The following is a 26,976-nucleotide window of genomic DNA, read 5'->3' on the forward strand; positions in this document are numbered from 1 at the left end:
GTTGCCGCTGTCCGGCGCCCCGTGTGAGGGTCCGACAGCATCGCGACCGCGACAGCCAATCCCACCGCGCCCCCTGGAGGAGAGACACCATGACCACAGCCGACATGAGCGCGCTCGACGCCGGCGGCTCCCGGCGCAGTGCCGTCGACGCAGAGCGCTCCCGGCTCTGGGGCCGGGGCTCGGTCGTCACCGCGGAGCTGACCGCCGAGGAGACCGGCGGCGCCGTGGGGATCACCCGGTTCCAGGCGGTCCACGGCGAACGCGGCCCGCGCCACATCCACTCGGTGGAGGACGAGATCTTCCTCGTCGGCTCCGGCGAGCTGACGGTGACCGTTGGCGACCGGGTGCACGAGGTCTCCGGCTCGGGCACGCTCTTCCTGCCGCGCGGAATCCCGCACTCCTACGAGGTGGTCAGCGCGGACGCGCGGTTCCACGTCATCACCACACCCGGCGGGTTCGAACGCTTCTTCCTCGCCGCCGGGTACCCGCTGGACCTGGGCGCGGACGCCCCGGTCGGCGCGCGCTGGTCTGTCGACCGCACCCACGACTTCGCCGAGCGCCTCGGCCTCGGCCTGACCTGGTGCGGCTGACCCGGCGCAGGCAGCACCAGCCGCTCGCACCGCACACCTCCTCTCCGACGGAACTCCCGGAAAGCGACCACGACAGACCATGACGAGACTCAACAGGCGCAGCATGCTGGCCGGCACGGCGGCGGTCATCGCCGGTGCGGCGACCCTGGAAGCCGGCCCGCTCACAGCAACCGCCACCGCAGCGACCCCGACCGCCGCTCCGACCAGCACCCCGACCGGCGCCGGTCACGCCGACACCGCGCCGATCGTCGTCCGCCCGGACGACCCGCGCTATAGCGACCTGGTGGTGGGCAACAACACCCGCTGGGTCGGACGCCCGGACTCGGTGCGGGTGGTGCGCTCGACCGCCGAGGTGGTGCAGGCGGTCCAGGAGGCGGTGGACGCGGGCAAGCAGCTGTCGGTGAAGAGCGGCGGCCACTGCTACTGCGACTTCGTGTTCAACCCCGACGTCCGGGTGGTCATCGACACCTCCCTGCTGGACACCGTCGAGTACGACCAGACGCTCGGCGCCTTCGCGGTCGGCGCCGGGGCGACCCTGCTGCAGACCTACGAGGCCCTGTTCAAGGGCTGGGGCGTGACCGTCCCCGGCGGCATGTGCTACTCCGTCGGCATCGGCGGGCACATCGCCGGCGGCGGCTACGGCATGCTGTCGCGCCGCCACGGTCTGAGCGTCGACCACCTCTACGCGGTGGAGGTGGTCGTGGTGGACGCGTCCGGCACCGCCCGCAGCGTGGTGGCCACCCGTGAGGCAACCGACCCGCACCGGGACCTGTGGTGGGCTCACACCGGTGGCGGCGGGGGCAACTTCGGTGTGGTCACCCGGTACTGGTTCCGCAGCCCGGGTACCGACGGCCGGCCGGCCGCCGAGCAACTGGTCACCCCTCCCAAGGAGGTGCTGGTCAGCGCGATATCCCTGCCCTGGACCGAGCTGACCAAGGACGCCTTCGCAGGCCTGGTGCGCGCCTTCGGCGGCTGGCACGAGCGCAACGCCTCGGCGGACTCCCCGTACGGCACGCTGTGCAGCTTCCTGATGATGAACCATCAGTCCAACGGCAGCATCGGCCTGCTCACCCAGATCGACGCCACGGTGCCCGACGCTGAGAAGCTGATCGAGGACTACCTGAGCGAGGTCACCGCGGCGCTGGGCGCCGGGGCGGCGCGTCCGATGACCCGGTCGACCGGTGAGCACGGGCCGCTGCCGCAGCTGTTCACCCCGCAGCGACTGCCCTGGCTCACCGCGTCCAAGCTGCTCGGCACCAGCAACCCGACGCTGACCAGCCCGGTGCTGCGCGGTGCGCACAAGTCGGCGTACCTGCTCAAGCCGTTCAGTGACGCACAGATCGGGTCGATGTACCGGCATCTGACCCGCACGGACCACCAGAACCCGGCGTCGATGGTGGTACTGCTGTCCTTCGGCGGCAGGATCAACGAGGTCGCCTCCGACGCCACCGCCTCCGCGCAGCGCGGGTCGATCTTCAAGGGGCTGTTCCAGAGCTTCTGGTCCGGCGCCGGGAACGACGCCGAGAACATCGGCTGGACCCGCGACGTCTACAGCGAGGTGTTCGCCGCGACCGGCGGGTACCCGGTGCCGGGCGCGGCCGCCGACGGCTGCTACATCAACTACCCGGACGCCGACATCACCGACCCGGCCCAGAACCGCTCCGGGGTGCCCTGGCAGACCCTGTACTACAAGGACAACTACCCGCGCCTGCAGCAGGTGAAGGCCGCGTACGACCCGCGCGACGTGTTCCACCACTCGCAGTCCGTCTCCCTGCCCGCGTAGTCCTCCTGACGATCCGAGAGGTGGTCGTAGATGCAGCCGGAGACCACGGCGGGACCGGCGGCCGCCGCCGCGCCGGCGACTTCAACGGCGGCGGCGTCCCCCGGTGACCGTTCGGCACGGCGGACCCTGGCCTTCACCCTGCTCGCCTCGGTGCAGTTCACCGTCATCCTGGCGATGAGCGTGCTCAACGTGGTGCTCCCGGAGATCCAGCACGAGCTGGGCCTCGACCGGGCGCAGCTCGCGCTGGTCAACGCCGCCTACGGGGTCTCCTTCAGCGGCCTGCTGCTGCTCGGCGGCCGGCTGGCCGATCTGTACGGGGCGCGTCGCGCCTTCGTCGCCGGGACCGGCCTGTTCGGTGTGGCCTCGGTCCTGGCCGGGCTGGCCCCGGACGCGTGGACGCTGCTGGCGGCGCGGTTCGGGCAGGGCGCCGGGGCCGCGCTGGCGGTCCCGGCGGCGGTGGCCCTGGTCGGTGTCCTGTATCCGGAACCGGCCCGGCAGACCCGGGTGATGGCGCTCTGGGGCGGCCTGGCCGCGTTCGGCGGCACGGCGGGGATGCTGCTGTCCGGGGCCGTCGCCGACACCGACTCCTGGCGCTGGGCCTTCGCCGTGCCGGTCCTGGTCGCCGCCCTGGCGGCCGGTTCGGCGCGACGGCTGCTGCCCGCCGGGGGCGGCGGCGGAAGGACAAGGGGCCAACTGGACGTGCCGGGGGCGCTGCTGGTGACCGCGGGTATCTCGCTGCTCGGCTACGGGCTGCTGCAGGTCCCGGACCGGGGCTGGACCGCCGGGGTCTCGCTCGGCCCGCTCTGCGCCGGCGTGGTGCTGCTGGCGCTGTTCGTCGCGGTCGAACGGCGGGCCGCCCTGCCCATCCTGCCGCTGTCCTTCCTGGCCACGCCGCGCCGGGCGGTGGCGCTGCTGGCGGTGTTCCTGGGTTCGGCCGGGATCACCAGCGTGTTCTTCATGCTCGCGCTCTACTTCCAGCAGGCCCGCGGCTACTCGGCGCCGGCCACCTCGGCGGCCTTCCTGCCCTTCGGTCTGGCCCTGGTCACCGCCGGACTGCTGGTCGGACGCCTGGTGCAGCGCTTCGGCCCGCGTCCGGTCACGGTCGGCGGCCTGGCGCTGTCCGGGCTCGGCCTGGCCCTGCTCAGCGGCATCGGGCAGGGCACCCCCTACCTCGGGCCGGTGCTCGCCGGCCTGCTGCTCTTCGCCGTCGGGGTGGTGCCGGTCTTCGCCGGGGCCACCGTCTCCACGATGGCGGACGTCCCGGCGGGCCAGACCGGCACGGCCGGGGCGGTGGCCAACACCGCACTGGAGATGGGTCCGGCGCTGGGGCTGACCGTGCTGGTCACCCTGGCGGCCGCCCACACCGACGCGCTGACCCGCTCCGGTGCGGCAACCGCCGCGGCCGCGACCTCCGGCTACGGCTTCGCCTTCGGCTGCGCGGCGGCGGCGTTCGGGGCCGCCGCGCTGGGCGCGGCGCTGCTGCTGCGGCCGCGCGGCCGCTGACCGTCCCTTCCTGTACTGATGTGATGTCAGTGATCCTGCTAGCAAACGAGATGAGTGAGTGTTGATGTCCCAGCGGTTGATGTCCCAGCGATTCACCGACAAGGTCGTCCTGGTGACCGGAGCGGGTGCCGGTATCGGGCGCGCGAGCGCCCGGGCCTTCGCCGCCGAGGGCGCGGTCGTGGTGGCCTCCGGCATCCGCCCGGAGTCGATCGAGGAGACCGTACGGCTGATCGAGGCCGACGGCGGCAAGGCGAGCGCGGTGCCGGCCGACGTGTCCAGGCCCGACGACGTGGCCCGGCTGGTGCGCACCGTGGTGGAGCGGCACGGCGGCCTGCACGTGGCGCACAACAACGCGGGCGTCTTCGGCGGCCCCGCACCCGTCGGCGACCTGGACCTGGCCGTCTGGCAGAACGTGCTGGACGTGAACCTCACCGGGGTGCTGCTGTGCCTGCAGGAGGAGATCCGCCACATGCGCGCCCACGGCGGCGGCGCGATCGTGAACACCTCGTCCAACATCGGCGCGCACAGCCGCCGCGCGGGCCTGGCCGCCTATGCCACCTCCAAGGCGGCGGTGAGCACGCTGACCAAGGTCGCCGCGCTGGACCACGTCAAGGACGGCATCCGGATCAACGCGGTCAGCCCCGGGCCGACCGACACCTCGATGTCCTTCCGGCCGGGCGAGACCGAGGCCGACCGAGCCGCGCGGCTGGCCGGCGCGGTGCCGCTGGGGCGGGTCGGGTCCACGGCGGAGGTGGTCGCCGCCGTGTTGTGGCTCGCCTCCGACGAGGCCGGCTTCGTCGTCGGCCACGACCTGGTCACCGACGGTGGCGTCACCGCGTAGCGCCGGGCATCGCCTGAGGTCAGCGGCGGTGTGAGGAGGCGGGGGTGCGGGGGAGTAAAGCTCATATAAGGAGGGAAGAGGCATATCGGAACTATCGGTAGTTTTCGGAAGAAGGCGATCGGAATGGCCGATATCTCGCATCATGGCCCAGACATCGCGGCACACCCGGATGTCGCCGAGATGCGGGCGCGCTACGCGCGCATGGAGAGCCGCCGCGGCGTCGTCGCCATCGACGGGCTCGTCCTCCTCGCCGGTCTGTACGCGGCGATCTCCCCGTGGGTCGTGCACTTCGGGCCCACCAACCCCAACCTGCAGGCCAACAACCTCATCCTGGGCATCGCCGTGGCGGTGATCGGGCTGTGCCTGACGCTCGCCCCCGAGCGCATGTACCGGCTGAGCGGCGTGGTCGCGCCCATCGGCGTGTGGCTGATCATCTCGCCCTGGGTGGTCACCGTCGGGCACCACCCCACGGCGGGGATGATCTGGAACAACGTCCTGGTCGGCGGACTCTGCTGCGCCCTCGGACTCGCGGCCACGGGCATGCTGCTGTCCGAAGGCAGGTCCGCGCGCAGCTAGCGCGCAGCACGACCGCGAGCGCCCCGTCACGCGGTGAGCCCCGCGCCGGAGCACCGGTCCCGTGACCCGCCTCAGGCCGGTCGCGTGACCCGCGACAACGCAGAGTGCGGATTCGGCACCACGCCGGATCCGCACTCTGTTGTTGCCACGGCGGCTGTTGTCCACATCCGAGGCCGGACACCCCCATTCTCCCCCCGCTGTGCCCCGGCCGCTGCCGGCGTTCGGCGGATCCTCGCCGTCATCCGTTCCAGGTCCAGTCGCGGATCTCGGGCAGGTCCTGGCCGTGCCTGCCGATGTACTGGCTGTGCTGGACGAGCTTGTCCTGCATCTGCTGCTTGAGGTGGTCGCCGCGGGCGCCCAGGTGCGGGACCCGGTCGATCACGTCCATCACCAGGTGGAAGCGGTCCAGGCGGTTCTGCACCCGCATGTCGAAGGCGGTGGTGATGGTGCCCTCCTCGTTGTAGCCGCGCACGTGCAGGTTGCGGTTGGTGCGGGCGTAGGTGAGCCGGTGGATCAGCCAGGGGTAGCCGTGGAAGGCGAAGACGATGTGCTTGTCGCGGGTGAACAGCGAGTCGTAGTCCGCGTCGCTGAGCCCGTGCGGGTGCTCGGTGTCGGGCTCCAGCCGCATCAGGTCCACCACGTTGACCACGCGGACCTTCAGTTCGGGCAGGTGCTCGCGCAGCAGGGACACCGCCGCCAGGACCTCCAGCGTGGGCGTGTCCCCGCAGCAGGCCAGGACCACGTCCGGCTCGCCGCCCTGGTCGTTGCTGGCCCACTGCCAGATCCCGGCGCCCTCGGTGCAGTGGACCACCGCTGCCTCCATGGACAGCCACTGCGGCATCGCGCGTTTGCCGGCCACCACGACATTGACGTACTGCCGGCTGCGCAGGCAGTGGTCCATCACCGACAGCAGGCAGTTGGCGTCCGGCGGCAGGTAGACCCGCACCACGTCGGCCTTCTTGTTCACCACATGGTCCAGGAAACCGGGGTCCTGGTGGGTGAAGCCGTTGTGGTCCTGCTGCCACACGTGCGAGGTCAGCAGGTAGTTGAGGGAGGCGATGTCAGCGCGCCAGGGCAGTTGCGAGGTGACCTTCAGCCACTTCGCGTGCTGGTTGACCATCGAGTCGACGATGTGGATGAACGCCTCGTAGCAGTTGAACAGACCATGGCGGCCCGTCAGCAGGTAACCCTCCAGCCATCCTTCGCACTGGTGCTCGCTGAGCATGGAGTCGAGCACCCGGCCCGAGGGCGCCAGGAACTCGTCGCCCTCCACCGTCCGGCCCTGCCACTGGCGACTGGTCACCTCGAAGACCGCGCCCAGGAAGTTCGACAGGGTCTCGTCGGGGCCGAAGATCCGGAAGTTGCGCTGCTGCTCGTTCAACGAGGTCACGTCCCGCAGGAACTCGCCCAGCACCAGCGTGTCCTGCGCCTGGACCGCACCGGGCAGGGGCACCTTCACCGCATGGGTGCGGAAGTCCGGCATCCGCAGGTCCCGCAGCAGCAGCCCGCCGTTGGTGTGGGGGTTGGCGCCCATGCGCCGGTCACCCTTGGGGGCCAGTGCGGCCAGGTCCGGCATCAGCCGGCCGTCGTGGTCGAACAGCTCCTGCGGCCGGTAGCTGCGCATCCAGCTCTCCAGCTGCGCGAGATGGCCGGGGTGTTCGGCGTCCACCAGCAGCGGCACCTGGTGCGAGCGGAAGGTCCCCTCGACCTGGAGGCCGTCGACGGTGACGGGGCCGGTCCAGCCCTTGGGCGAGCGCAGCACGATCATCGGCCAGCGCGGACGTGCCGAGTCCCCGGTACTGCGGGCGTGGTCCTGGATCTGCCGGATCCGTTCGACGGCCGTGTCCAGGGCGGCGGCCATGAGCTGGTGCATCGCCTGCGGCTCGTGGCCGGCCACGACCAGGGGGTCCCAGCCGCAGCCGCGGAGGAACTGGTCCAGTTCCTCGTCCTCGATCCGGGCCAGGATGCTGGGGTTGCTGATCTTGTAGCCGTTCAGGTGCAGGATCGGCAGCACCGCTCCGTCGCTGACCGGGTCGAGGAACTTGGTGGACTGCCACGCGGTGGCCAGCGGCCCGGTCTCGGCCTCGCCGTCACCGACCACGCAGGCGACCACCAGGTCGGGGTTGTCGAAGGCGGCGCCGAAGGCGTGACTGAGCGAGTACCCCAGTTCACCGCCCTCGTGAATCGAGCCGGGCGTGGTCGGCGCCACATGGCTGGAGATGCCGCCGGGGAACGAGAACTGGGTGAAGAGCTTCTTCATCCCGGCCTCGTCCTGGCTGACGTCGGGGTACACCTCGCTGTACGAGCCCTCCAGGTAGGTGTTGCCCACCAGCGCCGGGCCGCCGTGGCCGGGACCGGCGACATAGAACATGTCCAGGTCGTATCGGGTGATGACCCGGTTCAGGTGGACGTAGATGAAGTTCTGGCCCGGGGTGGTGCCCCAGTGCCCGACGGTCAGCGGCTTGACGTCCGACAGTTCCAGTGGTCGCTTCAGCAGCGGGTTGTCGTAGAGGTAGAGCTGGCCGACCGACAGGTAGTTGGCCGCCCGCCAGTACGCGTCCATCGTCTGCAGCAGATCGGCGGAGAGGGTCCCGCGGAAGGGGTCGTGCGTGGCCATGGGTCAGAGCTCCTTGTACGACAGGGCATGACCGTGCGGGCCGGGCAGCCAGCGACTGCCCCGGTCCGCACAGCGGCTACGGGCTTCGGTCCGCAACCCGGTTGGCTTCGGATCAGGGGCTGTTGACGCGGCGTGCGCCCTGGACGGGCAGGTCGCCCCGGTTGGCCTTGACGACCGACACCGGGTTGGCCGTGCCGTTGGGCTTGCCCGGCGGCAGCGGCCGGGTCCGGGGTACCGGCGGGGCCGCCGGTACCGGCTGGGTCGCGAGGGGGCCTGCCGTCGGGGTTGCGCGGGGGGTTGCCAGTGGGGTGGCGGCTGCGGCCTCGCGGGCGAGGAAGGAGCCGAGTTCGCCGATGGTGCTCATCAGCGGTGCCGGGAAGACGACGGTGGTGTTCTTGTCGACGCCGATCTCCACCAGGCTCTGCAGGTTGCGTAGTTGGAGGGCCAGCGGGTGCGCCATCATGATGTCCGAGGCGTCGCCCAGTGCGGCGGCGGCCATGGACTCGCCCTCGGCATTGATGATCTTCGCCCTCTTCTCCCGCTCCGCCTCGGCCTGGCGTGCCATCGCCCGCTTCATGCTGTCGGGCAGCTGGATGTCCTTGAGTTCCACCAGGGTCACCTGCACGCCCCACTCGACCGTGGTCACGTCGAGGATCTCGCGGATGTCCAGGTTGATCGTGTCGGTCTCGGACAGCGTCTCGTCCAGGGTGTGCTGTCCGACCACCTTCCGCAACGTGGTCTGGGCGATCTGGTCGATGGCGGCGTAGACGTTCTCGATCGCGACGACCGACTTCACCGCGTCCACCACGCGGAAGTACGCCACCGCCGACACGTCGACGCTCACGTTGTCGCGGGTGATGATGCCCTGCGACTGGATCGGCATGGTGACGATCCGCAGCGACGCCCGGTGCAGGACGTCGACCAAGGGAATGATCATGTGGAGCCCCGGCTCCCGCTCGCCGAGTACCCGGCCCAGCCGGAACAGCACTCCCTGCTCGTACTGCTTGACGATCTTCACCCCCAGCCCGACCCCGAGCAGGGCCAGCAGCAGGACGACGACGATCAGGACGATGAGAACGGTCATGGCGTTCCTCGGCTCATGGCGCGGATGGGATCGCGACCGCGCCGCGCCCCGCGGATCTGCGGATCAGCGGATCAGCGGAGAGCGTGGGTCGGCAGGAGTCGGGCCCGGACGGGTCAGCTTCGGACAGCAGGAGCGTCAAGGACGAGCGGCACGGGCCATGAGGCGGCGCGGCTGCGTGCCACGCTCGCCCGCAGGGCCCTCCGGGTGGATCCGTCCCCGGCGGCGGCCCCGGTCGGGGGGCCGGTGACCAGGGCCTCGGCGCCCACACCCGCGGCGTCGGCCATCAGGGCGCGGGTGCTCTGATGGTTGTGTACGTCGCAGGCCGTCGCCATCAGCCGAGCTGCCCGGTCCGGGTCGCACTCCGGAGGCACCACCAGCAGGTCCCAGCGTCCGACCGTGTAGGAGAGCAGGCAGAGGTCGTCGGGCTCCTGCTCGATGTCGAACCACCCCAGGCGCACGGTGTGCGTGCCCGTCGGGACCGCGGGCGGAACGTCCGGCCACATACCCCGATGCACCGTGACCCGGGTGATCCTGCCCCACACCCGGTCCAGCTCCGCCACGAGCGCCGGCAGTTCCCGGGCCAGATCCCGCGAACGCGGCCACCAGGCCCCGTCCACCCTCCCCGGATTGCGGCTCGCCGGTTTGAGTGACAACCGCACTGCCGGCGCAGCCGTCGCCGGAATCTGCACCTGCTGGGAAACCTGCGGCTGCTGGAGAACCTGCAGGGGAACACTGGTCGTCGTCACGGCGCGAACCCGTCCCTGGGCCATCGAGGCCCAGCATTGTCGCTCGCCGGAGACGATGCCGCCAAAGTGGCGATATTCGAGAGGCCCTCGGTGACTCCAACATACTCCCCTCCTCCAAGCCCCCGGCCTCTCCTGATGGCTCCTGGGCGGAAACGCACACAAGTGCAGCCATGGGCCCGGGCATTGATCCGGCGAAGCACGGGGAGGGCGCCGGAGCCCAGGCGTCGCGCGGTGGTGTGCTTCGCCGGGGGAGGGCAGGGTAGGAGCCACACAGGTGGTCGGCCGGGACCGGTCGCAACTCCGGGTCGCGCAGTCGGAGCCCCGAGCCCCGGGGACGCGAGCCGTGTGACACGAGAGGAGCCGTCGTGATCGAGGCCGCGGACATCCGCGAGTGGCGCACCCACGATGTCGTCGACCCGGACGGCCGCAAGATCGGGACGCTGGAGGCGGTCTACGTGGACACCCGAAGCGACGAGCCGGCCGTGGCCACCGTACGGGTCGGGCTTCCCACCCGCCACCGCCTGGTGTTCGTCCCGCTGGACCGGGCCGTCGTCGGCCCCGGATACGTCCGGGTCGCCTACCCCAGGGCCCTGGTCAAAGGCGCGCCCTCGATCGGCACCGACGACGTGCTGCCCGCCGAGGACGAGGAAGCGATCTTCACCCACTACGAGCTGGACTATCAGTCCGGCTCCGGCGGCGAGCGGAAACTCGCCCGCCGCTGATCTCACCCGCACCGGAGGGAAGGCGACCGCGCCATGGCATTCGTACTGTTGCTGATCATTGTCGCGATCGTGCTCGGCATCGTCGGAGTCGTCGCCAAAGGGCTGCTCTACCTGCTGATCATCGGCATCGTGCTGTTCATCGCCGACCTGGTCTACGTCGGCGTGCGCTGGTCCCGACGGCCGGGGCGCCGCCCCGTGCGCTGAACGGCCCCGGGCGCGAACGACGAACGCCCGAACCTGGCCGAAGGCCGGGCACGGGCGCCGATCCACGATGCGGAAAACCGAGCACCGTGGGGAAAGAGTGTGTCCGAGGGGGGACTTGAACCCCCACGCCCCGAAGGGCACTAGCACCTCAAGCTAGCGCGTCTGCCATTCCGCCACCCGGACCGGGTGATCATCGCGGCGTCTCCGTCGCGCTGACGTGCTTAACCATAGCAAAGATCAGCCCGGGTTCCGAACGGGTTACCGGGGGCTGGACCTGCGGTGATGGGCGGGCGGCTCGCGGGGCGGGGTTGGGCTCGGGACGGGGAGGAGGGAGGATGGCGGCAAACTCGGGAGAGAGGCGGAGCACCGTGAGCGAGACGAATCCGAACCGGCAGGGCGGGCATGCGGCCGGCGGCGGTCGTGCACCTGGTGAGGACGAGGTCGCCGAGCTGTGCCGGGAACTGATCCGCATCGACACCAGCAACTACGGTGACGGATCGGGGCCGGGCGAGCGGGCCGCGGCCGAGTACGTGGCGGAGAAGCTGGCCGAGGTCGGGCTGGAGCCGCAGATCTTCGAGTCGGCCAAGGGCCGCGCGAGCACGGTGGCCCGGATCGCCGGGGAGGACCCGTCCCGTCCCGCACTGCTGATCCACGGGCACACCGACGTCGTCCCCGCCAACGCGGACGACTGGACGCACCACCCCTTCGCCGGCGAGATCGCCGACGGCTGCGTCTGGGGCAGGGGTGCCGTGGACATGAAGGACATGGACGCGATGACCCTCGCGGTGGTCCGTGACCGGCTCCGCAGCGGGCGCAAGCCCCCGCGTGACATCGTGCTGGCCTTCCTCGCGGACGAGGAGGCCGGCGGGGTCTACGGCGCCCGGCACCTGGTCGACAAGCACCCGGGCCTGTTCGAGGGGGTCAGCGAGGCGATCGGCGAGGTCGGCGGGTTCTCCTTCACCGTCAACGAGAACCTGCGGCTCTACCTGGTGGAGACCGCGGAGAAGGGGATGCACTGGATGCGCCTCACCGTGGACGGCACCGCCGGGCACGGCTCGATGACCAACAAGGACAACGCGATCACCGAGCTGTGCGAGGCCGTGGCGCGGCTCGGCCGGCACAAGTTCCCGGTACGCGTCACCAAGAGCGTCCGGCACTTCCTGGACGAGCTCTCCGACGCGCTCGGCGTCGAACTCGACCCGGAGGACATGGACACCACGCTGGAGCGCCTGGGCGGCATCGCCAAGCTGATCGGCGCGACGCTGCGCAACACCGCCCAGCCGACCATGCTCGGCGCGGGCTACAAGGTCAACGTGATCCCGGGCCAGGCCACCGCCCATGTCGACGGCCGCTTCCTGCCCGGTCTGGAGCAGGAGTTCCTGGACGAGCTGGACAGCGTGCTGGGCCCGCGGGTGCGCCGGGAGGCGGTGCACTCGGACAAGGCGCTGGAGACCAGCTTCGACGGTGCCCTGGTCGACGCCATGCAGACCGCGCTGCGGGCGGAGGACCCGATCGCCCGCGCCGTGCCGTACTGCCTGTCCGGCGGCACCGACGCGAAGTCGTTCAGCGAGCTGGGCATCCGCTGCTTCGGCTTCGCCCCGCTGCAGCTGCCGCCGGACCTCGACTTCGCCGGGATGTTCCACGGCGTGGACGAGCGGGTGCCGGTGGACGGGCTGCGGTTCGGCGTCCGGGTGCTGGACCGGTTCATCGACGCCTGCTGACGCCTGCTGACGCCTGCGGCGCGCGGACGTGGCCCCGCGCCGGCGGACTCCGCCGAACGGCCCGTCGCTCCCTGACCGGGAGCGGCGGGCCGTTCGCACGTCCATCCGCCGACTCACCGCAACGGGTGAACCACAGGTGGCACACGTACCCCGTTTGCCACAGTCTCGTTCACCCATATGCAGCCCGCCGAACGGGCTGCGACGTCGACAAGGAGGACATCATGCAGGTCAAGAAGATCGCCGCGGTTGCCGCGGTCACTGGTGGTCTGGTTCTCGCCGGCGCGGGTGCCGCGTCCGCCCACGGGGCGGACGCCGAGGGTGCGGCCTGGGGTTCCCCGGGGGTGCTCTCCGGCAACGTGGTGCAGGTCCCGATCCACATTCCGGTGAACGTCTGTGGCAACACCATCAGCGTCATCGGGCTGCTGAACCCGGCCTTCGGGAACAGCTGCTCGAACAGCTGAACGTTTTCCGGATTCTGGGTCTCTGACCAACGTCCGGACCTCTGACCAACGTGGTCCCGGGAGGCGTGCCATGCCTCCCGGGGCTGCGGCGTTCGCTCGGTCGAAACGAAAGGCGCGCGTCGCGTGACCGGGGCCGGACCCACCTCGTTAGCTGAGGCACCAGCGCGAATGCGGCAGGTCATCACGGTCCCGTGCGGACCAATCACCAACTGAGGGCAGGGCAATCCATGCGACAAGCTGCCAGACGCGGGCTACTCACGGTCATGGCGACCGGAAGCGTCCTCGCGTCCACCGCAGGCTACGCCTATGCGGACGCCGGAGCCGCGGGCACGGCGAGCGACTCACCGGGCGTCGGCTCGGGCAACACGGTCCAGGTGCCGGTCGACGTCCCGACCAACGTCTGCGGCAACACCATCGACGTCGTCGGGCTGCTGAACCCGGCGATGGGCAACGACTGCCGGAACAGCGGCTCCCGGCGCGACGCGGACGCCGGGGCCGGCATCGCCGGTGGCAGCCACGGCTCGCCGGGCGTCGGCGCCGGCAACACGGTGCAGATCCCGGTCGACATCCCGCTCAACGCCTGCGGCGACTCCGTCAACGCGGTCGGCGCCGGGAACCCCGCGTTCGGCAACCACTGCGCCAACCACGGCGGTACGCCGCAGCAGCCGACCGCGGGCGGAGACACCGGCGGCGACAACGGCGGTGGCTCGGGCACGCCGTCCGAGAACTGCTCCTGCACCCCGCCGCCGCCCCCGCCGACCGACAACTGTCCGCCGCCGGTGAACAACCACCCGCAGCCACCACCGCCGCAGAGCACCCCGCCGCAGAGCACCCCGCCGGTGATCGCCCCGCAGCACCGTCAGAGCCCGCCGCCGCCCCAGCAGGTTGTCGGCGCGCACCAGGTGCTGCCCACCCGGGCCGTGCTGGCCTCGACCGGTGCGGGTGACACGGCCGGTGTGCTGCTGCCGACCGGCACGGCGCTGCTGCTCGGCGGTGCCGGACTGGTGTTCTTCCGCCGCTCGCGCCGGCACAGCGAGCGCTGAGCGGCGCGGCCGCCGTCCGTCGGCGCCGTGCGCAGCGAGCAGAACGAAGGGGTGGTCGGCTCCGGAGGGAATCCGGGGTCGGCCACCCCTTCGGCGTTCGGTCCCGCCGCTGCCCCGGCGGTCGTTCCCGGACGCGTCAGCCCAGGTCGTCGGAGAGGTAGGACCAGGTGCGGACCTGGCGGATGATCTTCCGTCGGAGTACGACCTTCCGGCGGCCGTCCGGGTACAGACGCAGCCGGTCCAGTTCCCAGTGTCCGTACTCCGCCTGCTCGGTCAGCAGGCGCCTCGCGTCGTTCCGCGAGACGTCCCGCGCCAGCAGCAGTGACCTGAACTCGTATTCGGGCTGTTGGACGATCTTCGGTGCGGCTTTGGTGACGGCCAAGTCTCATTCCTCCGGCAGAACGCTCTACGGCAAGCCTACGTGGCCCTGCGGCTGATCGGATCTGACAGGGGTTCAGCCCGGCGCCGAACCTGGTCCGGCCAGGTTCCCACGATCCATCGCGCGGCGACAGGGCGTTTCCGCTCAGGGCACTCCGACGGGTCGGAACGGGTGGGGCGGGTGGGACGTGTGGGGTGCAGTTCCGTACGAATCGGGCGTGAGCGGAGAACTCCTGTGCACCGGCGGCCCAACAGCGGATAGCGTCAGCACCATGCCTGATGTCGCGCAGCCCACCATCGCCGAGGTACGTAACGCAGCTGAGGCGGTCAAGGCCGCCATCGACCGCCATCTGGCCGCCGTCGAAGCCCGTACCGGGGAGAACGACCCCGGTGTCGCCGCCGCCTACGAGGCACTGGCGCGTGCCGCCGACGACTACGACGAAGTCCTCTACGACGCCTACGACGAGGTCACCCCCTTCGAGGTGCCGCACGAGACCGGCGTCGGCCACTATGCCGATCCGGACGACCCGGAGGCGATCAGCGTGCTGATCCGCCGGGACTACCTGATCGCCGATCCGCTGCGGCTGCGGGCGGCGGCGCTGCGCATCGACGGCAGTACCGCCGTCGACCCCGCCCCGGTCGCCGCCTCCAGCGTGACGGCGGCGCTCGGCGCGCTGTTCGGGGAGTACGAACCCGACGAGATCGCCGGCCGGGCCGAGCAGTTCGGCCTGGAGGAGGGCGACTCGACGCTCTGGGTCACCGCCGCCGACCCGGCCGAGCCGGGGGACTGGCTCGGCGAGCCCTTCGACGACGCCGACCCGGAGCTGCTCATCTGCCGCTTCGACGTCAGCGAGGTCTACGACGACGAGCTGGAGGTCCTGGACCCCGAGCACTGAGGTCCAGGCCCCCCGGGGCCGGTCAGCCGCCGGCCAGGTCGGCGGTCTGCTCGGCGACGATGCCGCGCAGCCGGGTGACCCGGGGCCGGGCCGGCACCGAGCCGACCGCCTGGACGAGGGCCGGGCCGACCGCGTGCACCACCGACAGGTGCCGCTCGGCCCGGCTGAACGCCGTGTAGACCCACTGCCGGGTCAGCTCGCCGGCCGCCTCCGGGGCGAGCAGGACCACCACGGCGGGCCAGCGCCGCCCCGCCGCCTGATGCGCGGTCAGCGCCCAGCCGTGCCGTACCGAAGTGATCTGGTCGCGCGGCACGGTCACCTCCTCGCCCTCGCACTCCAGCAGCAGCCCCTGCGGGACGCCCGCCAGCACCGTGCCGGGACGGGCCACGCCGGGGGCCGGGGAGTGCACCACCAGGTCGCCCGGGTCGAAGCCGCCGAAGGCCCCCGGGCCCGGGTTGAAGCGCTGCTTCAGTCCCGCGTTCAGCGCCCGGGTGCCCGCAGGCCCGGAATGACCCGGGGTCAGCACCCGGACCTGATCGGCGGGAATGCCGAGGGCGCGCGGGATGGAGTCGTGGATCAGCTGCAGCGCCCGGTGCACTGCCTCCGCGCCGTCCTTGGCCGTGACGATCACGACCTCCTTGTCGGGGGCCTCGACCGGCAGCAGTTCGCCCACGCCGACGCCGGAGGCCAGCTCCCCGATCGGGCCGAAGTCCGGGGTGCGCGACGCCACCGAGGGGCAGGGTTTGGCGGCCAGCACATCGGCGAACACCCGGCCGGGACCGGCGGACCACAGCTCGGCCGGGTCGCCGCTGAGCACCAGCCGTGCCCCGTCGGCGACCGACTCCACCAGCGTCGCCGCCGTCTCCACATCGAGACCCGGGGCGTCGAGGACGACCAGCAGATCCAGTGCCAGCGTCCCGTCAGGGGCGCGCCCGGGGCCCTGCGCTCCGGTGAGCAGCCCGGCCAGGGTCACCGCCGCCTCGTCGGCGAGCCGTCGCACGCCGTCGGCGGTCGCCGCGCAGGCGTAGGCCCGCAGGCCCAGCGTGCGGGCGGCGCGGACCAGCGCCATCGGCTCGGCCCTGGCGGCCTCGCCGCCGGTGTGCAGCACCAGGCCCGCGTCGGAGACGGCCCGGATCAGCGCGGCGGCGGACGGGGACGGCGCGGCGTCGACCGCCGAGGCCCAGTCGAGGGTGAGCGGGTCGGTCTCGGTCTCGTCGTCCGTCTCCGCGTCCGCGTCCGTGTCAGCAATGTTCTCGGCCTCGCCCTCGGCCTCCCTACCGGCGCTGCCGGCGCGGCCGTCCTCGCCGCCGGTCCCGGGAGCGGGGTCGCCCTCGAAGGTGGAGATCAGCCGCACCAGGCCGTCGGCCAGGCTCTCCTCCGCGAGCGCGAGCCGGTCGAGCGCCAGCAGGGTGCGCATCGGCGGCGCGTCGTCCTCGTCCGAGCTCGACGCGCCGGGCTGCTGCACCTCCTCCTGGAAGGCCATCACCTGGCCCTCGCCGAGGATCCCCGCGAGGGCGACCTCGGGCTCCGGCACCGACTGCTTGAGCAGGCCGTCGGCGATCGTGCCCAGCTCCACCGCGGTGTGCCCGCGCAGTGCCGCCTGTTCCAGCAGCCAGAGCGTCAGCGCCCGGGCCCGGCGCGGGTCGTCGGGGCCGCAGGCGTCGCCGAGCAGGCCCCGGGCGAAGCCGTCGGCGTGCTCCGGGCGGACCCCGGGCACGGCCAGGATCGCCCACGGGTCCTCGCGCAGCAGGGCCGGTGCCCCCTCGCCCAGCCCGGCCACCGTGGCCGGCGCCAGCTCGGCCGGCGCCCCGCCGGCGGCCAGCACCTCCGTCGTGGCCCGCAGCGCGGCGGCGTGCGCGGCATCCGGCGAGACCACGGCGGACTCGCCGCCGGACGCTGCACCGGCGCCGGACCCGGCATCGGGCGCGGTTCCGGAACCGGCGGCCGGGGCGGCCGGGTCGCCGGACCCCGGTCCTGCTCCACCGCTCATCGCGCGCATGGCCGCGGCGAGCTGCTCCGCCGACGGCCGCGCCTCGGCGGGGGCTGTCTCGGTCTGGGTCGGCTCGACGCTCACAGGGCGCTCCAGTCCTGGTCGGGGTAGTAGTGCACCGGCGCGGAGACGTCGTCCAGCGCTCGGCAGATCTCTCCCGGGAGCGTAAGGGACTCCACTGACAACGCCGCCGCAAGCTGGGTGGCGTTGCGGGCGCCCACGATCGGCGCGACCACCCCGGGGCGGTCGCGGACCCAGGCGAGGGCCACCTGCAGTGGCGTCGCGGCGAGCCCGTCGGCGGCGGTGGCGACCGCGTCCACGATGCGCCGGCCGCGTTCGTCCAGGTACGGCTGGACGAACGCGGAGAAGTACGGCGACGCCCCGCGCGAGTCCGGTGGCATGCCGTGCCGGTACTTGCCGGTCAGCACCCCGCGACCCAGCGGGGAGGCCGCGAGCAGGCCCATGCCGCTGTCGACGGCCGCCGGCAGCACCTCGCGCTCTATCCCGCGCTGCAGCAGCGAGTACTCCATCTGCGTGCCGGCCAGCGGCGTGCGCCCGGGCATCGCGCGCTGCCAGGTGGCCGCCTTGGCGAGCTGCCAGCCGCAGAAGTTCGACACGCCGACGTAGCGCGCGCGTCCGGAGGACACGGCCAGGTCCAGCGCGTGCAGCGTCTCCTCGGTGGGTGTGTCCGGGTCGAAGGCGTGCACCTGCCACAGGTCGACGTAGTCGGTCCCGAGCCGGCGCAGCGAGGAGTCCAGCGCACTCAGCAGATGGCCGCGCGAGCCGTCGAAGCGCCGGTCCGGGTCGGGCACGCTGCCCGCCTTGGTGGCGATGACCAGCTCCGAGCGCGGCACGAACTCCTCGATGAGCTGTGAGAGCAGGTACTCGGCGCCGCCGTCGGCGTAGACGTCGGCGGTGTCGACGAGATTGCCGCCCGCCTCGACGAACGTCTTCAGCTGCTCCGCCGCGTCGAGTTCGTCCATCTCCCGGCCCCAGGTCATGGTGCCGAGGCCGAGTCGGGAGACGCGGAGCCCGGTCCGGCCCAGGTGTCGCTGTTCCATAGCCGGTGAGCGTAGTGGGCGTGCCGCCGGGCGGGTGGATGCGACGCAGGCCACAACTGCGTACTGGCCAGTAGCTTCGACCGGGAAGCCCCGATACAGTCAGCGTGAAGTCCCCTACCTGTGGAGGCAGCACCGTGCGACTCGGTATCAATCTCGGCTACTGGGGCCTCGGCAACGACGCCGACAACATCGCTGTCGCGCAGGAGGCCGACCGGCTCGGCTTCGCGGCCTGCTGGGCCGCCGAGGCGTACGGCTCGGACGCCGCCACCGTCCTGGCGTACGTCGCCGCCAAGACCGAGCGGATCGACGTCGGTTCGGCGATCTTCCAGATCCCGGCCCGCACGCCCACCATGACGGCGATGACCGCCGCGACCCTGGACACCCTCTCCGGCGGGCGCTTCCGGCTCGGCCTCGGCGTCTCCGGCCCGCAGGTCTCCGAGGGCTGGTACGGCGTCAAGTTCGACAAGCCGCTGGCCCGGACCCGCGAGTACGTCGAGATCGTCCGCAAGGCGATGTCGCGGGAGCGGGTCGTCCACGAGGGCGCGAACTGGACCCTGCCGCTTCCGGGTGGCCCGGGCAAGGCGCTGAAGCTGACCATCCACCCGGTCCGTGAGCGGATTCCGCTCTACATCGCGGCGATCGGCCCGAAGAACCTGGAGCTGACCGGCGAGATCGCGGACGGCTGGCTCGGCATCTTCTTCGCCCCCGAGCAGGCCGAGCTCTCGCTCGGCCCGGTTCGCGCCGGGCGCGAGAAGGCAGGACTGACCCTCGACGGCTTCGACGTCGCCCCGAACGTGCCGATCGCGGTCGCCGCGAGCGACAGCGAGGCGGACCTCGCCGCGGCGGCGGACATCTTCCGGCACTACACGGCGCTGTACGTCGGCGGGATGGGCAGCAAGGAGCAGAACTTCTACAACCGGATCGCCTGCCGGATGGGCTACGAGGCCGCGGCGGACGAGGTCCAGAAGCTGTACCTGTCGGGCGACAAGACGGGCGCGGCGGCGGCGATCCCGCAGCAGCTGATCGACTCCACGACGCTGGTCGGCACCCGCGCGCGCATCGCGGACCGCCTGCGCGCCTACGCGGACGCCGGCGTCACCACGGTGAACCTCGCCCCGGGCGGCTTCTCGCTGGACGAGCGCATCCTCGCGCTCCGTACGGCCGCCGAGGCGGTCGAGCTGGCGGGACTGGCCTGACGGCACGATGACGCGGCGAGCCCGCGTGCGGTGCGATGCCAGGGCCACCCCGCCTCAGGAAGAGGTTTGTATGACCAGTGCCGGCCGTGAATCCGTCTCCGTCCGGACGGAGATCGCCGTAGTGCCGGACGCCGTCTGGGCCGCCGTCACCGATGTGACGCGAATGGGCGAATGGAGCCCCGAGTGCACGGGTGCGGCCTGGCGCGGCAGCCCGGCCGGTCCGGTGCTGGGCGCGCGCTTCCAGGGCCGCAACCGCAAGGGCGGTATCCGCTGGAGCACCGTCTGCCGGGTCGTCGAGGCCGAGCCGGGGCGCGCCTTCGCCTGGGACGTCAGCTTCGGGCCGATTCCGGTTGCCCGCTGGGGATTCCGCCTGACGCCGGGCGACGTGGACGGCGGCGTGACGGTGGTGGAGCAGTTCTGGCAGGACCGCCGCGACCGCGTCAGCGCCTGGACGACGGAGACCGTGCTGCGCACCGGTGGCCGCGCGGAGTGGAACCGCCGGAATATGACGGTGACGCTCGCCGCGCTGAAGCGCGCGCTGGAGGCCGACCCGTCAGCAGGCGAACGGGATCGCTGAAGGTCACCGTGCACCATCTCGCGATCACGGAGGTTGCGACGTGCCGCCGGGAATACGAAGCGGGGTAAGGTCCGCTTGAGCCGGTAGGGTCCGTTCAAGGCTCTGACGGTGCGGCAATGTGCCGTGGCAGTCGGGTGAATCTACGGAATGGATGGTGGACAGATGCCTCTCGCTGGAGAGTACGAGCCGAGCGCGTTCGACTTCAGCCGTAATCAGGTTGAGCTCTACGAGCGCACCGGCGGCGCCGAGGGCGGCGACAACCAGGGCAGGCCGGTGATTGTGCTGTCGTCGCTGGGTGCCAAGACCGGGAAGCTGCGCAAGACGCCGCTGATGCGCGTCGAACACGAGGGCCAGTACGCCGTCGTCGCTTCGCTGGGCGGAGCGCCCAAGCACCCTGTCTGGTACTTCAACCTGATCGCGCACCCCCACGTGGAACTCCAGGACGGCCCGGTCAAGAAGGACTACCAGGCCAGGGAGGTCCACGGGGACGAGTACGCGGCCTGGTTCGAGCGGGCCGTCGCGACCTGGCCGGACTACGCCGAGTACCAGAAGAAGACCACCAGGACGATGCCGATCTTCGTCCTCACGCCTTTCGAGGCGTAGAAGTACTCAGTCAGCGAATCGAGCGCTGTTCCGGAACGAATCAGGCGGCGTTGGATGCGGCGCGCGGTGCTTGTGCCGCGCCGGTCGCGGACCGGAACATCCAGGGTTTCCTCATGCACGCGAACTGCGCTGTCGGCGAGCCGCCGGTAGCGCAGGCCGTGCGTCGGTGTTACGCCCAGCAGGGTGACAATGAGCGTGGGCGAACGTCCTCACCGCTCGATGATCGGCGCCCACGGCCATCGATGGCACGCATGCCTCGAAGCGGACGTTCGCCTACCCCGCAGTGGGTTGATCCTGCGGGGATCTGACTCGGAATCAATCCGTTCGCTCAGCGGCCGAAGCCGCGGCTGCGGCATGGGATGACGCTGTCCACCGCGGTCCCGCGACGCCTCGGCGCAGACCGGGTCGGGCCAGGAGGACCCCCGGAAGGCGCGCGGCGCGGACCGCAGCCGCCCCTCCCCGATGCTTGGCGTTCGCTGGAAGTTTGCCCAAAGTGAGGATCATCTTCCGCAACCCCTTGTCTCCGCCCCGGGCGGCTCGCTAGCGTTCACGCCGCTGACACCCCGACCAGGGGTGGTCGCAGGAACCGCCCGCACCGCCATGCCCAACCCGCCGTAGGGTCAACCCCTTTGCGTGCGGTCGCACCATGGTTCGCCGCCCGAGTTCCACCCGACCCCGGGCGACAGCCGTTCGCTGAGGTACTGCCTTCACTCAAGGAGAACCACGTGATCAGCCCGTTCACCGCCCGCCGATCCATCAGAACCGGACTCGCCCTCGCCGCAGGCCTCACCCTGGCGATAGCCGGGTCCACGGGCGCGATAGCCGCGACCGCGCAGCACACCGCCGCCGCGCCGGCCGCCTCCGCCTCGGCGCAGGCCCACCGCCACGGCGTCTTCCCGACCCGGTCGCAGAGTGCCGCCGCCCGCACGGCGACCCGGGCCCGGACCAACCCGAAGACCCTGTCCTACGGCGGCGGCGTCGACGGCATCGGCGTCCAGAGCGGTCACTCCAAGGTCTACCTGGTCTTCTACGGCACCCAGTGGGGGACCCAGACCACCGACGCCAACGGCAACGCCAAGTTCAGCGGCGACGCGGACGGTGCGGCGAGCGCCGCGCAGCAGATGTTCAAGGGCATCGGCACCAACAGCGAGACCTGGTCGGCCGACCTGACCCAGTGGTGCGACGGCCCGAACGTGGCCAAGGGCGCGACCAGTTGCCCCTCGAACGCCAACTTCATCCCGTACCAGACCGGCGGCGTGCTGGCCGGCGTCTGGTACGACAACTCCGCCGCCTCGCCCGCACAGGCGAGCGGCCACCAGCTCGGCGTCGAGGCGGTCAACGCCGCCGGCCACTTCGGCAACACCACGGCCGCGTCCAACCGCGACGCCTACTACGTCATCCTCTCGCCCCACGGCGTGAACCCGGACGACTACCAGAACCCGACCACCGGGTACTGCGCCTGGCACGACTGGAACGGTGACACCACCCTCACCGGCGGCGCCGTCACCTCCCCCTACGGTGACATCGCGTTCAGCAACCAGCCGTACAACATGGACCTGGGCTCCTCCTGCGGCGTCGACTTCGTCAACTCCAGCGGCACCCTCGACGGCTACACGATGACCCTTGGTCACGAGTGGCACGAGATGATGTCCGACCAGAACCCGGCGGGCGGCTGGACCAACCACACCACCTCGTCCTACGCCGGCCAGGAGAACTCCGACGAGTGCGCCTGGCTCGCCCCCGGCACCACGGGCGGCGCGGCCAACATCTCCTTCGGCTCCTTCGGCACCTACGCCGAGCAGGCCAGCTGGTCCAACGACACCAACAGCTGCGCCATCAGCCACGCGATCCTGCACTGATCCCCCACCGTCAGTGACCGCGGCCTGCGGACCTCCTGTCGAGGTCCGCAGGCCGCGGTGCGTGGGTGTGCGATCAGACCGGTGGGGCCTCAGCGGGCTGCCGCGGGAGGCGACAGACGCAGGCCCGCCAGGTCCGGGGGCGGGGGAGCGTCGGGGCGCAGAAACCACGGCGCGGACTCCCCGTCAGTCGCGGTGGCCGGTGCGTCCGTGAGATGGAACCGGTCCCGCAGCCGGCCGTAGAAGTCGGTCGGGTGCAGGCGGATGAGCCGCACCCGCTGAGGGGCGCGGAAGACGCCGATCCAGTCCCCGGGATCGAGCACCGCGCGCAGCTGACCGTCGATGCTGACCGCCGCGCGGCCGGAGTGCGGCAGGATGCGCAGCGCGACCGGTTCGTCGGGGGCCGCCACCACGGTGCGGTTGAAGGTCATGTGGGGCGCGATGGGCGTGAACACGACGGCATCCATGTGCGGGGAGAGCACGGGGCCGCCGGCCGCGAAGGAGTAGGCGGTGGAGCCGGTCGGGGTGGCGACCACGAGAGCGTCGGCCGAGTAGGAGGCCAGCAGCCTTCCGGCGATGTAGACACCGGCGCTGACCTGGTGGTCGCGGGCCAGCTTCTCCACGACGACATCGTTGAGGGCGTTCACGTCCAGGGCCACACCCCACCCGGCGCCCACGGTGCTCTCCTGCCGCACCTGGGGCGGCGGCAGGGCGGGACCCCGCCCGTAACGCAGGAATGCCTCCATCTCCTCCGGCACCTCCGGTGGCCGGGAGGCGCGCATGGTCAACGTCATGCGTTCCTCCACCACGGCGCGGTCGGCGTGGACGGCGTCGAGGGCCGCGGTGACGTCGCCGACCGGCACTTCGGTCAGGAACCCGACCTTTCCCAGGTCGACGCCGAGCACGCTGGCGCCCGTCTTGACGGCGATCCGGGCGCCGCGCAGAAACGTCCCGTCCCCGCCGAGGGTGACGACGAGGTCGGGGTCCCCGGCCGCGTGGGCCTCCTCCCGGCCGGAGCCGCGCCGGTGGTCCGTCGACCAGACGTCGATCTCGGTGCAGGGGACGCCGCGTGCGTCGCACCAGGCGTGCACGCGGGAGGCGGCGTCCAGGGCGACGGTGTGGCCCTGATGGACGACCAGTCCGATGCGGTGCACGGGCATGGGGCTCCTCGTCTTGATACCTCGTCTTGATACCGCGTCGCCAGGAGGCTGAGTCCGCGGCCCGGCGGGGAGCGAGACTGCCGCTCGGTCCTCCAGACCCATGGTGGGGCCAGGTCGTGCGATCAGCGCGTCGGCGGCCACGGCGTCGATGCCGCGTCAGCCGAGTGCGCGGTCGAGGTTGAAGGCGGCGCTGATCAGTGACAGGTGGGTGAAGGCCTGGGGGAAGTTGCCGAGCTGTTCGCCGGTCGGGCCGATCTCCTCGGCGTACAGACCCAGGTGGTTGGCGTAGGTGAGCATTTTCTCGAAGGCGAGCCTGGCCTCCTCCAGCCGGCCGGCGCGGGCCAGTGCCTCCACGTACCAGAAGGAGCAGATGGAGAAGGTGCCCTCGGGGCCGTGCAGGCCGTCCGGGCTGGCGGTCGGGTCGTAGCGGTAGACCAGGGAGTCGGAGACCAGGTCAGTGGTGAGCGCGTCCAGGGTGGAGAGCCACTTGGGGTCGGTGGGCGAGATGAACTTGGCCATCGGCATCATCAGCAGGGAGGCGTCCAGCTCACCGTCGTCCAGGGCCTGGACGAACGCGCCCCGCCTGGTCGACCAGCCGCGCCGCATGATCTGCCGGTAGATCGCGTCACGGGACTCCCGCCAGCGGGGCAGATCGGCCGGCAGGCCGCGGCGGTTGGCCATCCGCATCGCCCGCTCCAGTCCCACCCAGCACATCAGCCGCGAGTAGACGAAGTCCCGCCGGCCCGAGCGGGTCTCCCAGATTCCCTCGTCGGGCTGGTCCCAGTGCTCGCAGAGCCAGTCCGCCATCGCGCCGACCTCGTCCCAGCGGGCGCTGCTGATCGGCTGTCCCCACTTGTCGTACAGGTAGACCGAGTCGATCAGGGCTCCGTAGATGTCCAGCTGGAGCTGGCCGGTGGCGGCGTTGCCGACCCGGACCGGTCCGGAGCCCAGGTAGCCCTCCAGGTGCGGCAGTTCGTACTCGGGCAGCTCGCTGCGCCCGTCGATGCCGTACATGATCTGCAGCGGGCCGGTCGCACCGGCACCGCGCATGATGCCGCGTTCGCAGAGGAACCCCATGAACGCCTCGGCCTCCGAGGTGAACCTCAGCCGCAGCATGGCGTAGGCGCAGAAGGCGGCGTCGCGGACCCAGACGTACCGGTAGTCCCAGTTGCGCTCGCCGCCGATCTGCTCGGGCAGGCTGGTGGTCGGTGCCGCGACGATCGCCCCGGTCGGTGCGTAGGTGAGCAGCTTGAGCACCAGCGCGGAGCGGTTCACCATCTCCCGCCACCGCCCGTGGTAGCGCGAACCGGCCAGCCAGTGGCGCCAGAACCTGACCGTTGCCTCGGCCTGCTCCTGCGCCTCGGCGCGCGGGCAGGTCCGGGACGGGACGCCGTCGCCGATCTGGTCGAGGGCGAACACGTGGGACTCGCCCTCCTGGAGCTTGAAGTGCGACCACACGTCCATGCCGTCGCTCTCCAGGGGCGCGGTGGAGGTCAGCGCGAGCGTCAGTGACGGGGAGTGGAACACCGCCGCGTTGCCGTCGAGCTGCGCGGTGTGCGGTTCGGTGCCGTAGCCGAAGCGCGGGGCGATCCGCGCCTTGAACGGGAGGGTTCCGCGGACGCAGACCACACGCCGGATCAGCCGGTGCCGGGCGGCCTCGGTCGACTCGTCGACGATCGGCATGAAGTCCTGGATCTCCGCCACCCCGTCCGCCGCGAAGAACCGTGTGATCAGCACGTTCGTGTCGGGGAAGTAGAACTGCCGGGTGCGTGTCGACACGTCGGCGGCCAGTTCGAACGAGCCGCCGCGGTCGGCGTCGAGGATGGATCCGAAGACGCTGGGCGCGTCGAAACGCGGGCAGCAGTACCAGTCGATGGTGCCGTTCGTGCCGACCAGAGCGGTCGTACGAAGATCGCCGATCAGGCCGTGTTCGGAAATCGGTATGTAGCGGCAGCTGTCTGCCTGCTCGAAACCAGTCGTGTCGAACGCCATGCCGGCCTCCCTGCCGCTGCGGCGTGGGCCCGGAGAGGAATCTCCGCGTTTCATGCTAGATCGCTGCTCGAGGCGGGCACGGTCATGGTGTGGTGCGGCAGCATGGGTCAGCTCTTCGCGCTGGTGGGGTTCTGAGCGCGCGGGTCGGGGCCGTGCACGGCGCCGGTGGTGCCGGAGAGGGCGGCGCCGGTGCCGCCCCAGCGGGACGAGACGATCTCCGCGGCGATCGAGACGGCCACCTCCTCCGGCGTCCGGGCGCCCAGGTCGAGGCCGATGGGCGCGTGCAGGCGCGCCAGCGCGGCCGCGTCGACGCCGGCCTCGCGCAGCCGCGCGAGCCGGTCCTCGTGGGTACGGCGGCTGCCCATCACGCCGATGTAGGCGGCGGGCGTCCGCAGCGCGACCTCCAGCACCGGCACGTCGAACTTGGGGTCGTGGGTGAGCACGCAGATCACCGTCGAGCGGTCGACCTCGGTGCCGGCCAGGTAGCGGTGCGGCCAGTCGACGACCACCTCGACCTGCGGCGGGAAGCGCCGGGTCGTGGCGAAGACGGGACGGGCGTCGCAGACCGTCACCCGGTAGCCGAGGAACGCCCCCAGGTCGGCGACGGCGGCGGCGAAGTCGATCGCACCGAAGACCAGCAGGCGCGGCGGGGGCGCGAAGGACTGCAGGAAGACGGTGACCTGGTCCATCCGCCGCTCGCCGTGCGGGCCGTAGTGGCGCTGCGCGGTCATGCCCTGCGCCAGCTCGCCGCGCGCGTCCGCGGTGACCGCCGCGTCCAGTCCGGCCGACCCGAGCGAGCCGGCGACCCGGTCCGGCCAGACGGCCAGCACCGAGCCGATGCGCGGGCCTGCGGCGGCCCGGGTGCGGTCCCCGGCATCGCGGGCGCCGCGGTCCGCAGCGGCGGCTCCGGCCTGGTCCCCGGCGTTGTCCGCGGCATGGTCCTCGGCGTTGTCCGCGTCGGTGGCCCCGGGGTCGTCCTGCGGTGTCGCGAGGACCGTTGCCAGGGCGACGGGCCGCTGCTCGGCGACCGACGCGGCCACGGCGTCGAACGTCGGGTCCAGCGCCGCCGACACCGGCCGAACCAGCAGCGTGATCTCGCCGCCGCAGGTCAGGCCGACGGCGAAGGCGTCGTCGTCGCTGTAGCCGAAGGTCTCCAGCCGGGCCCGGCCGGTACGGAGGACCTCCTGGGCCAGGTCGAAGACCGCGCCCTCGACGCAGCCGCCGGAGACGCTGCCCACCACCTCGTCGCCGGGGCCGACCGCCATCGCCGCGCCCGGCGCGCGCGGCGCGCTGCGGGTCACCCCGACGACCGTGGCCAGCCCGAACTCCGCGCCCGCCGCGTACCAGCGCCGCAGGGTGGGAAGGATCTCACGCAT

24 protein-coding genes and 1 tRNA gene are annotated in these 26,976 nt (G+C 71.8%); 15 read left to right on the forward strand and 10 right to left on the reverse strand.

Annotated elements, in window-relative coordinates; all coding sequences use genetic code 11:
• Positions 1-89 precede the first annotated feature (89 nt).
• From ABH925_RS22180 to ABH925_RS22200, 5 genes are all read left to right on the forward strand, one after another.
• Entirely contained in the window at positions 90-590 is a 501-nt protein-coding gene (locus ABH925_RS22180; protein WP_370150499.1) for a cupin domain-containing protein, read from the forward strand.
• Between the two features lie 79 nt (positions 591-669).
• On the forward strand, positions 670-2,373 hold the full coding sequence (locus ABH925_RS22185) for an FAD-binding protein (protein WP_370150500.1): 1,704 nt from the start codon (positions 670-672) through the stop codon (positions 2,371-2,373).
• A 30-nt stretch (positions 2,374-2,403) separates the two neighbouring features.
• Positions 2,404-3,876, forward strand: coding sequence for an MFS transporter (locus ABH925_RS22190; protein WP_370150501.1), 1,473 nt, complete (start codon positions 2,404-2,406; stop codon positions 3,874-3,876).
• Between the two features lie 79 nt (positions 3,877-3,955).
• Complete coding sequence (locus tag ABH925_RS22195) at positions 3,956-4,717, forward strand: SDR family NAD(P)-dependent oxidoreductase (protein ID WP_370150502.1); 762 nt, start codon at positions 3,956-3,958, stop codon at positions 4,715-4,717.
• Positions 4,718-4,840: 123 nt separating this feature from the next.
• Positions 4,841-5,293, forward strand: coding sequence for an SPW repeat protein (locus ABH925_RS22200; protein WP_370150503.1), 453 nt, complete (start codon positions 4,841-4,843; stop codon positions 5,291-5,293).
• Between the two features lie 238 nt (positions 5,294-5,531).
• Here the strand turns inward: ABH925_RS22200 and ABH925_RS22205 are convergent, their stop codons facing one another.
• The 3 genes from ABH925_RS22205 to ABH925_RS22215 form a co-directional block, all read right to left on the reverse strand.
• A complete protein-coding gene (locus ABH925_RS22205; RefSeq protein WP_370150504.1) occupies positions 5,532-7,910 on the reverse strand; it encodes a phosphoketolase in 2,379 nt (792 codons plus the stop codon).
• Between the two features lie 112 nt (positions 7,911-8,022).
• The gene (locus ABH925_RS22210) at positions 8,023-8,994 is read right to left on the reverse strand and encodes a slipin family protein (RefSeq protein WP_370150505.1); all 972 of its coding nucleotides are present in this window, start codon (positions 8,992-8,994) and stop codon (positions 8,023-8,025) included.
• 113 nt (positions 8,995-9,107) lie between these two features.
• Positions 9,108-9,764: a DUF5994 family protein gene (locus ABH925_RS22215; protein WP_370150507.1), complete on the reverse strand. Its 657-nt coding sequence runs from the start codon at positions 9,762-9,764 to the stop codon at positions 9,108-9,110.
• 341 nt (positions 9,765-10,105) lie between these two features.
• Here ABH925_RS22215 and ABH925_RS22220 point away from each other — a divergent pair, with 341 nt between their 5' ends.
• Both ABH925_RS22220 and ABH925_RS22225 read left to right on the forward strand, forming a co-directional pair.
• Positions 10,106-10,462: a PRC-barrel domain-containing protein gene (locus ABH925_RS22220; protein ID WP_370150508.1), complete on the forward strand. Its 357-nt coding sequence runs from the start codon at positions 10,106-10,108 to the stop codon at positions 10,460-10,462.
• A 33-nt stretch (positions 10,463-10,495) separates the two neighbouring features.
• Positions 10,496-10,666, forward strand: a complete 171-nt coding sequence (locus ABH925_RS22225; RefSeq protein ID WP_370150509.1) for a hypothetical protein — start codon at positions 10,496-10,498, stop codon at positions 10,664-10,666.
• Positions 10,667-10,766: 100 nt separating this feature from the next.
• On the opposite strand, the gene ABH925_RS22230 is transcribed toward ABH925_RS22225, so the two are convergent.
• Positions 10,767-10,849 (reverse strand) — tRNA-Leu (locus ABH925_RS22230).
• A gap of 185 nt (positions 10,850-11,034) precedes the next feature.
• Here ABH925_RS22230 and ABH925_RS22235 point away from each other — a divergent pair.
• The 3 genes from ABH925_RS22235 to ABH925_RS22245 all read left to right on the forward strand — a co-directional run bounded on the left by ABH925_RS22235 (position 11,035) and on the right by ABH925_RS22245 (position 13,891).
• A complete protein-coding gene (locus ABH925_RS22235; RefSeq protein WP_370150510.1) occupies positions 11,035-12,387 on the forward strand; it encodes a M20/M25/M40 family metallo-hydrolase in 1,353 nt (450 codons plus the stop codon).
• A gap of 221 nt (positions 12,388-12,608) precedes the next feature.
• Complete coding sequence (locus ABH925_RS22240; RefSeq protein WP_370150511.1) at positions 12,609-12,848, forward strand: chaplin; 240 nt, start codon at positions 12,609-12,611, stop codon at positions 12,846-12,848.
• A gap of 263 nt (positions 12,849-13,111) precedes the next feature.
• A complete protein-coding gene (locus tag ABH925_RS22245) occupies positions 13,112-13,891 on the forward strand; it encodes a chaplin (protein WP_370150512.1) in 780 nt (259 codons plus the stop codon).
• Between the two features lie 136 nt (positions 13,892-14,027).
• Here ABH925_RS22245 and ABH925_RS22250 read toward each other — a convergent pair whose 3' ends face one another.
• Positions 14,028-14,246: a DUF5703 family protein gene (locus ABH925_RS22250; protein WP_370150603.1), complete on the reverse strand. Its 219-nt coding sequence runs from the start codon at positions 14,244-14,246 to the stop codon at positions 14,028-14,030.
• Between the two features lie 295 nt (positions 14,247-14,541).
• Between ABH925_RS22250 and ABH925_RS22255 the strand changes: the two genes are divergently transcribed.
• Positions 14,542-15,165 (forward strand): hypothetical protein, encoded by a 624-nt coding sequence (locus tag ABH925_RS22255; protein ID WP_370150513.1) that lies wholly within the window; start codon positions 14,542-14,544, stop codon positions 15,163-15,165.
• 22 nt (positions 15,166-15,187) lie between these two features.
• On the opposite strand, the gene ABH925_RS22260 is transcribed toward ABH925_RS22255, so the two are convergent.
• Positions 15,188-17,239 (reverse strand): ATP-binding domain-containing protein, encoded by a 2,052-nt coding sequence (locus ABH925_RS22260; RefSeq protein ID WP_370150514.1) that lies wholly within the window; start codon positions 17,237-17,239, stop codon positions 15,188-15,190.
• Positions 17,236-18,216 carry an aldo/keto reductase gene (locus tag ABH925_RS22265; RefSeq protein ID WP_370150516.1) on the reverse strand — a complete coding sequence of 327 codons (981 nt, stop codon included), beginning with the start codon at positions 18,214-18,216 and terminating at the stop codon, positions 17,236-17,238. Before ABH925_RS22265 ends, ABH925_RS22260 begins: the two co-directional genes overlap by 4 nt.
• 134 nt (positions 18,217-18,350) lie before the next feature.
• Here ABH925_RS22265 and ABH925_RS22270 point away from each other — a divergent pair, with 134 nt between their 5' ends.
• The 4 genes from ABH925_RS22270 (at position 18,351) to ABH925_RS22285 (ending at position 22,451) form a co-directional block, all read left to right on the forward strand.
• Positions 18,351-19,412 carry an LLM class F420-dependent oxidoreductase gene (locus ABH925_RS22270; protein ID WP_370150517.1) on the forward strand — a complete coding sequence of 354 codons (1,062 nt, stop codon included), beginning with the start codon at positions 18,351-18,353 and terminating at the stop codon, positions 19,410-19,412.
• Between the two features lie 70 nt (positions 19,413-19,482).
• Complete coding sequence (locus ABH925_RS22275; protein ID WP_370150518.1) at positions 19,483-19,989, forward strand: SRPBCC family protein; 507 nt, start codon at positions 19,483-19,485, stop codon at positions 19,987-19,989.
• Between the two features lie 162 nt (positions 19,990-20,151).
• A complete protein-coding gene (locus ABH925_RS22280) occupies positions 20,152-20,592 on the forward strand; it encodes a nitroreductase family deazaflavin-dependent oxidoreductase (RefSeq protein ID WP_370150519.1) in 441 nt (146 codons plus the stop codon).
• 725 nt (positions 20,593-21,317) lie between these two features.
• Positions 21,318-22,451 (forward strand): hypothetical protein, encoded by a 1,134-nt coding sequence (locus ABH925_RS22285; RefSeq protein ID WP_370150520.1) that lies wholly within the window; start codon positions 21,318-21,320, stop codon positions 22,449-22,451.
• A gap of 89 nt (positions 22,452-22,540) precedes the next feature.
• Here ABH925_RS22285 and ABH925_RS22290 read toward each other — a convergent pair whose 3' ends face one another.
• From ABH925_RS22290 to ABH925_RS22300, 3 genes are all read right to left on the reverse strand, one after another.
• Positions 22,541-23,608: an NAD(+)/NADH kinase gene (locus ABH925_RS22290; protein WP_370150521.1), complete on the reverse strand. Its 1,068-nt coding sequence runs from the start codon at positions 23,606-23,608 to the stop codon at positions 22,541-22,543.
• Between the two features lie 156 nt (positions 23,609-23,764).
• Positions 23,765-25,600: a glycoside hydrolase family 15 protein gene (locus ABH925_RS22295; RefSeq protein ID WP_370150522.1), complete on the reverse strand. Its 1,836-nt coding sequence runs from the start codon at positions 25,598-25,600 to the stop codon at positions 23,765-23,767.
• 107 nt (positions 25,601-25,707) lie between these two features.
• A complete protein-coding gene (locus ABH925_RS22300; protein WP_370150523.1) occupies positions 25,708-26,976 on the reverse strand; it encodes an XdhC family protein in 1,269 nt (422 codons plus the stop codon).

It is taken from the genome of Streptacidiphilus sp. EB129, assembly GCF_041262645.1.
Taxonomy (GTDB): Bacteria; Actinomycetota; Actinomycetes; order Streptomycetales; family Streptomycetaceae; genus Streptacidiphilus.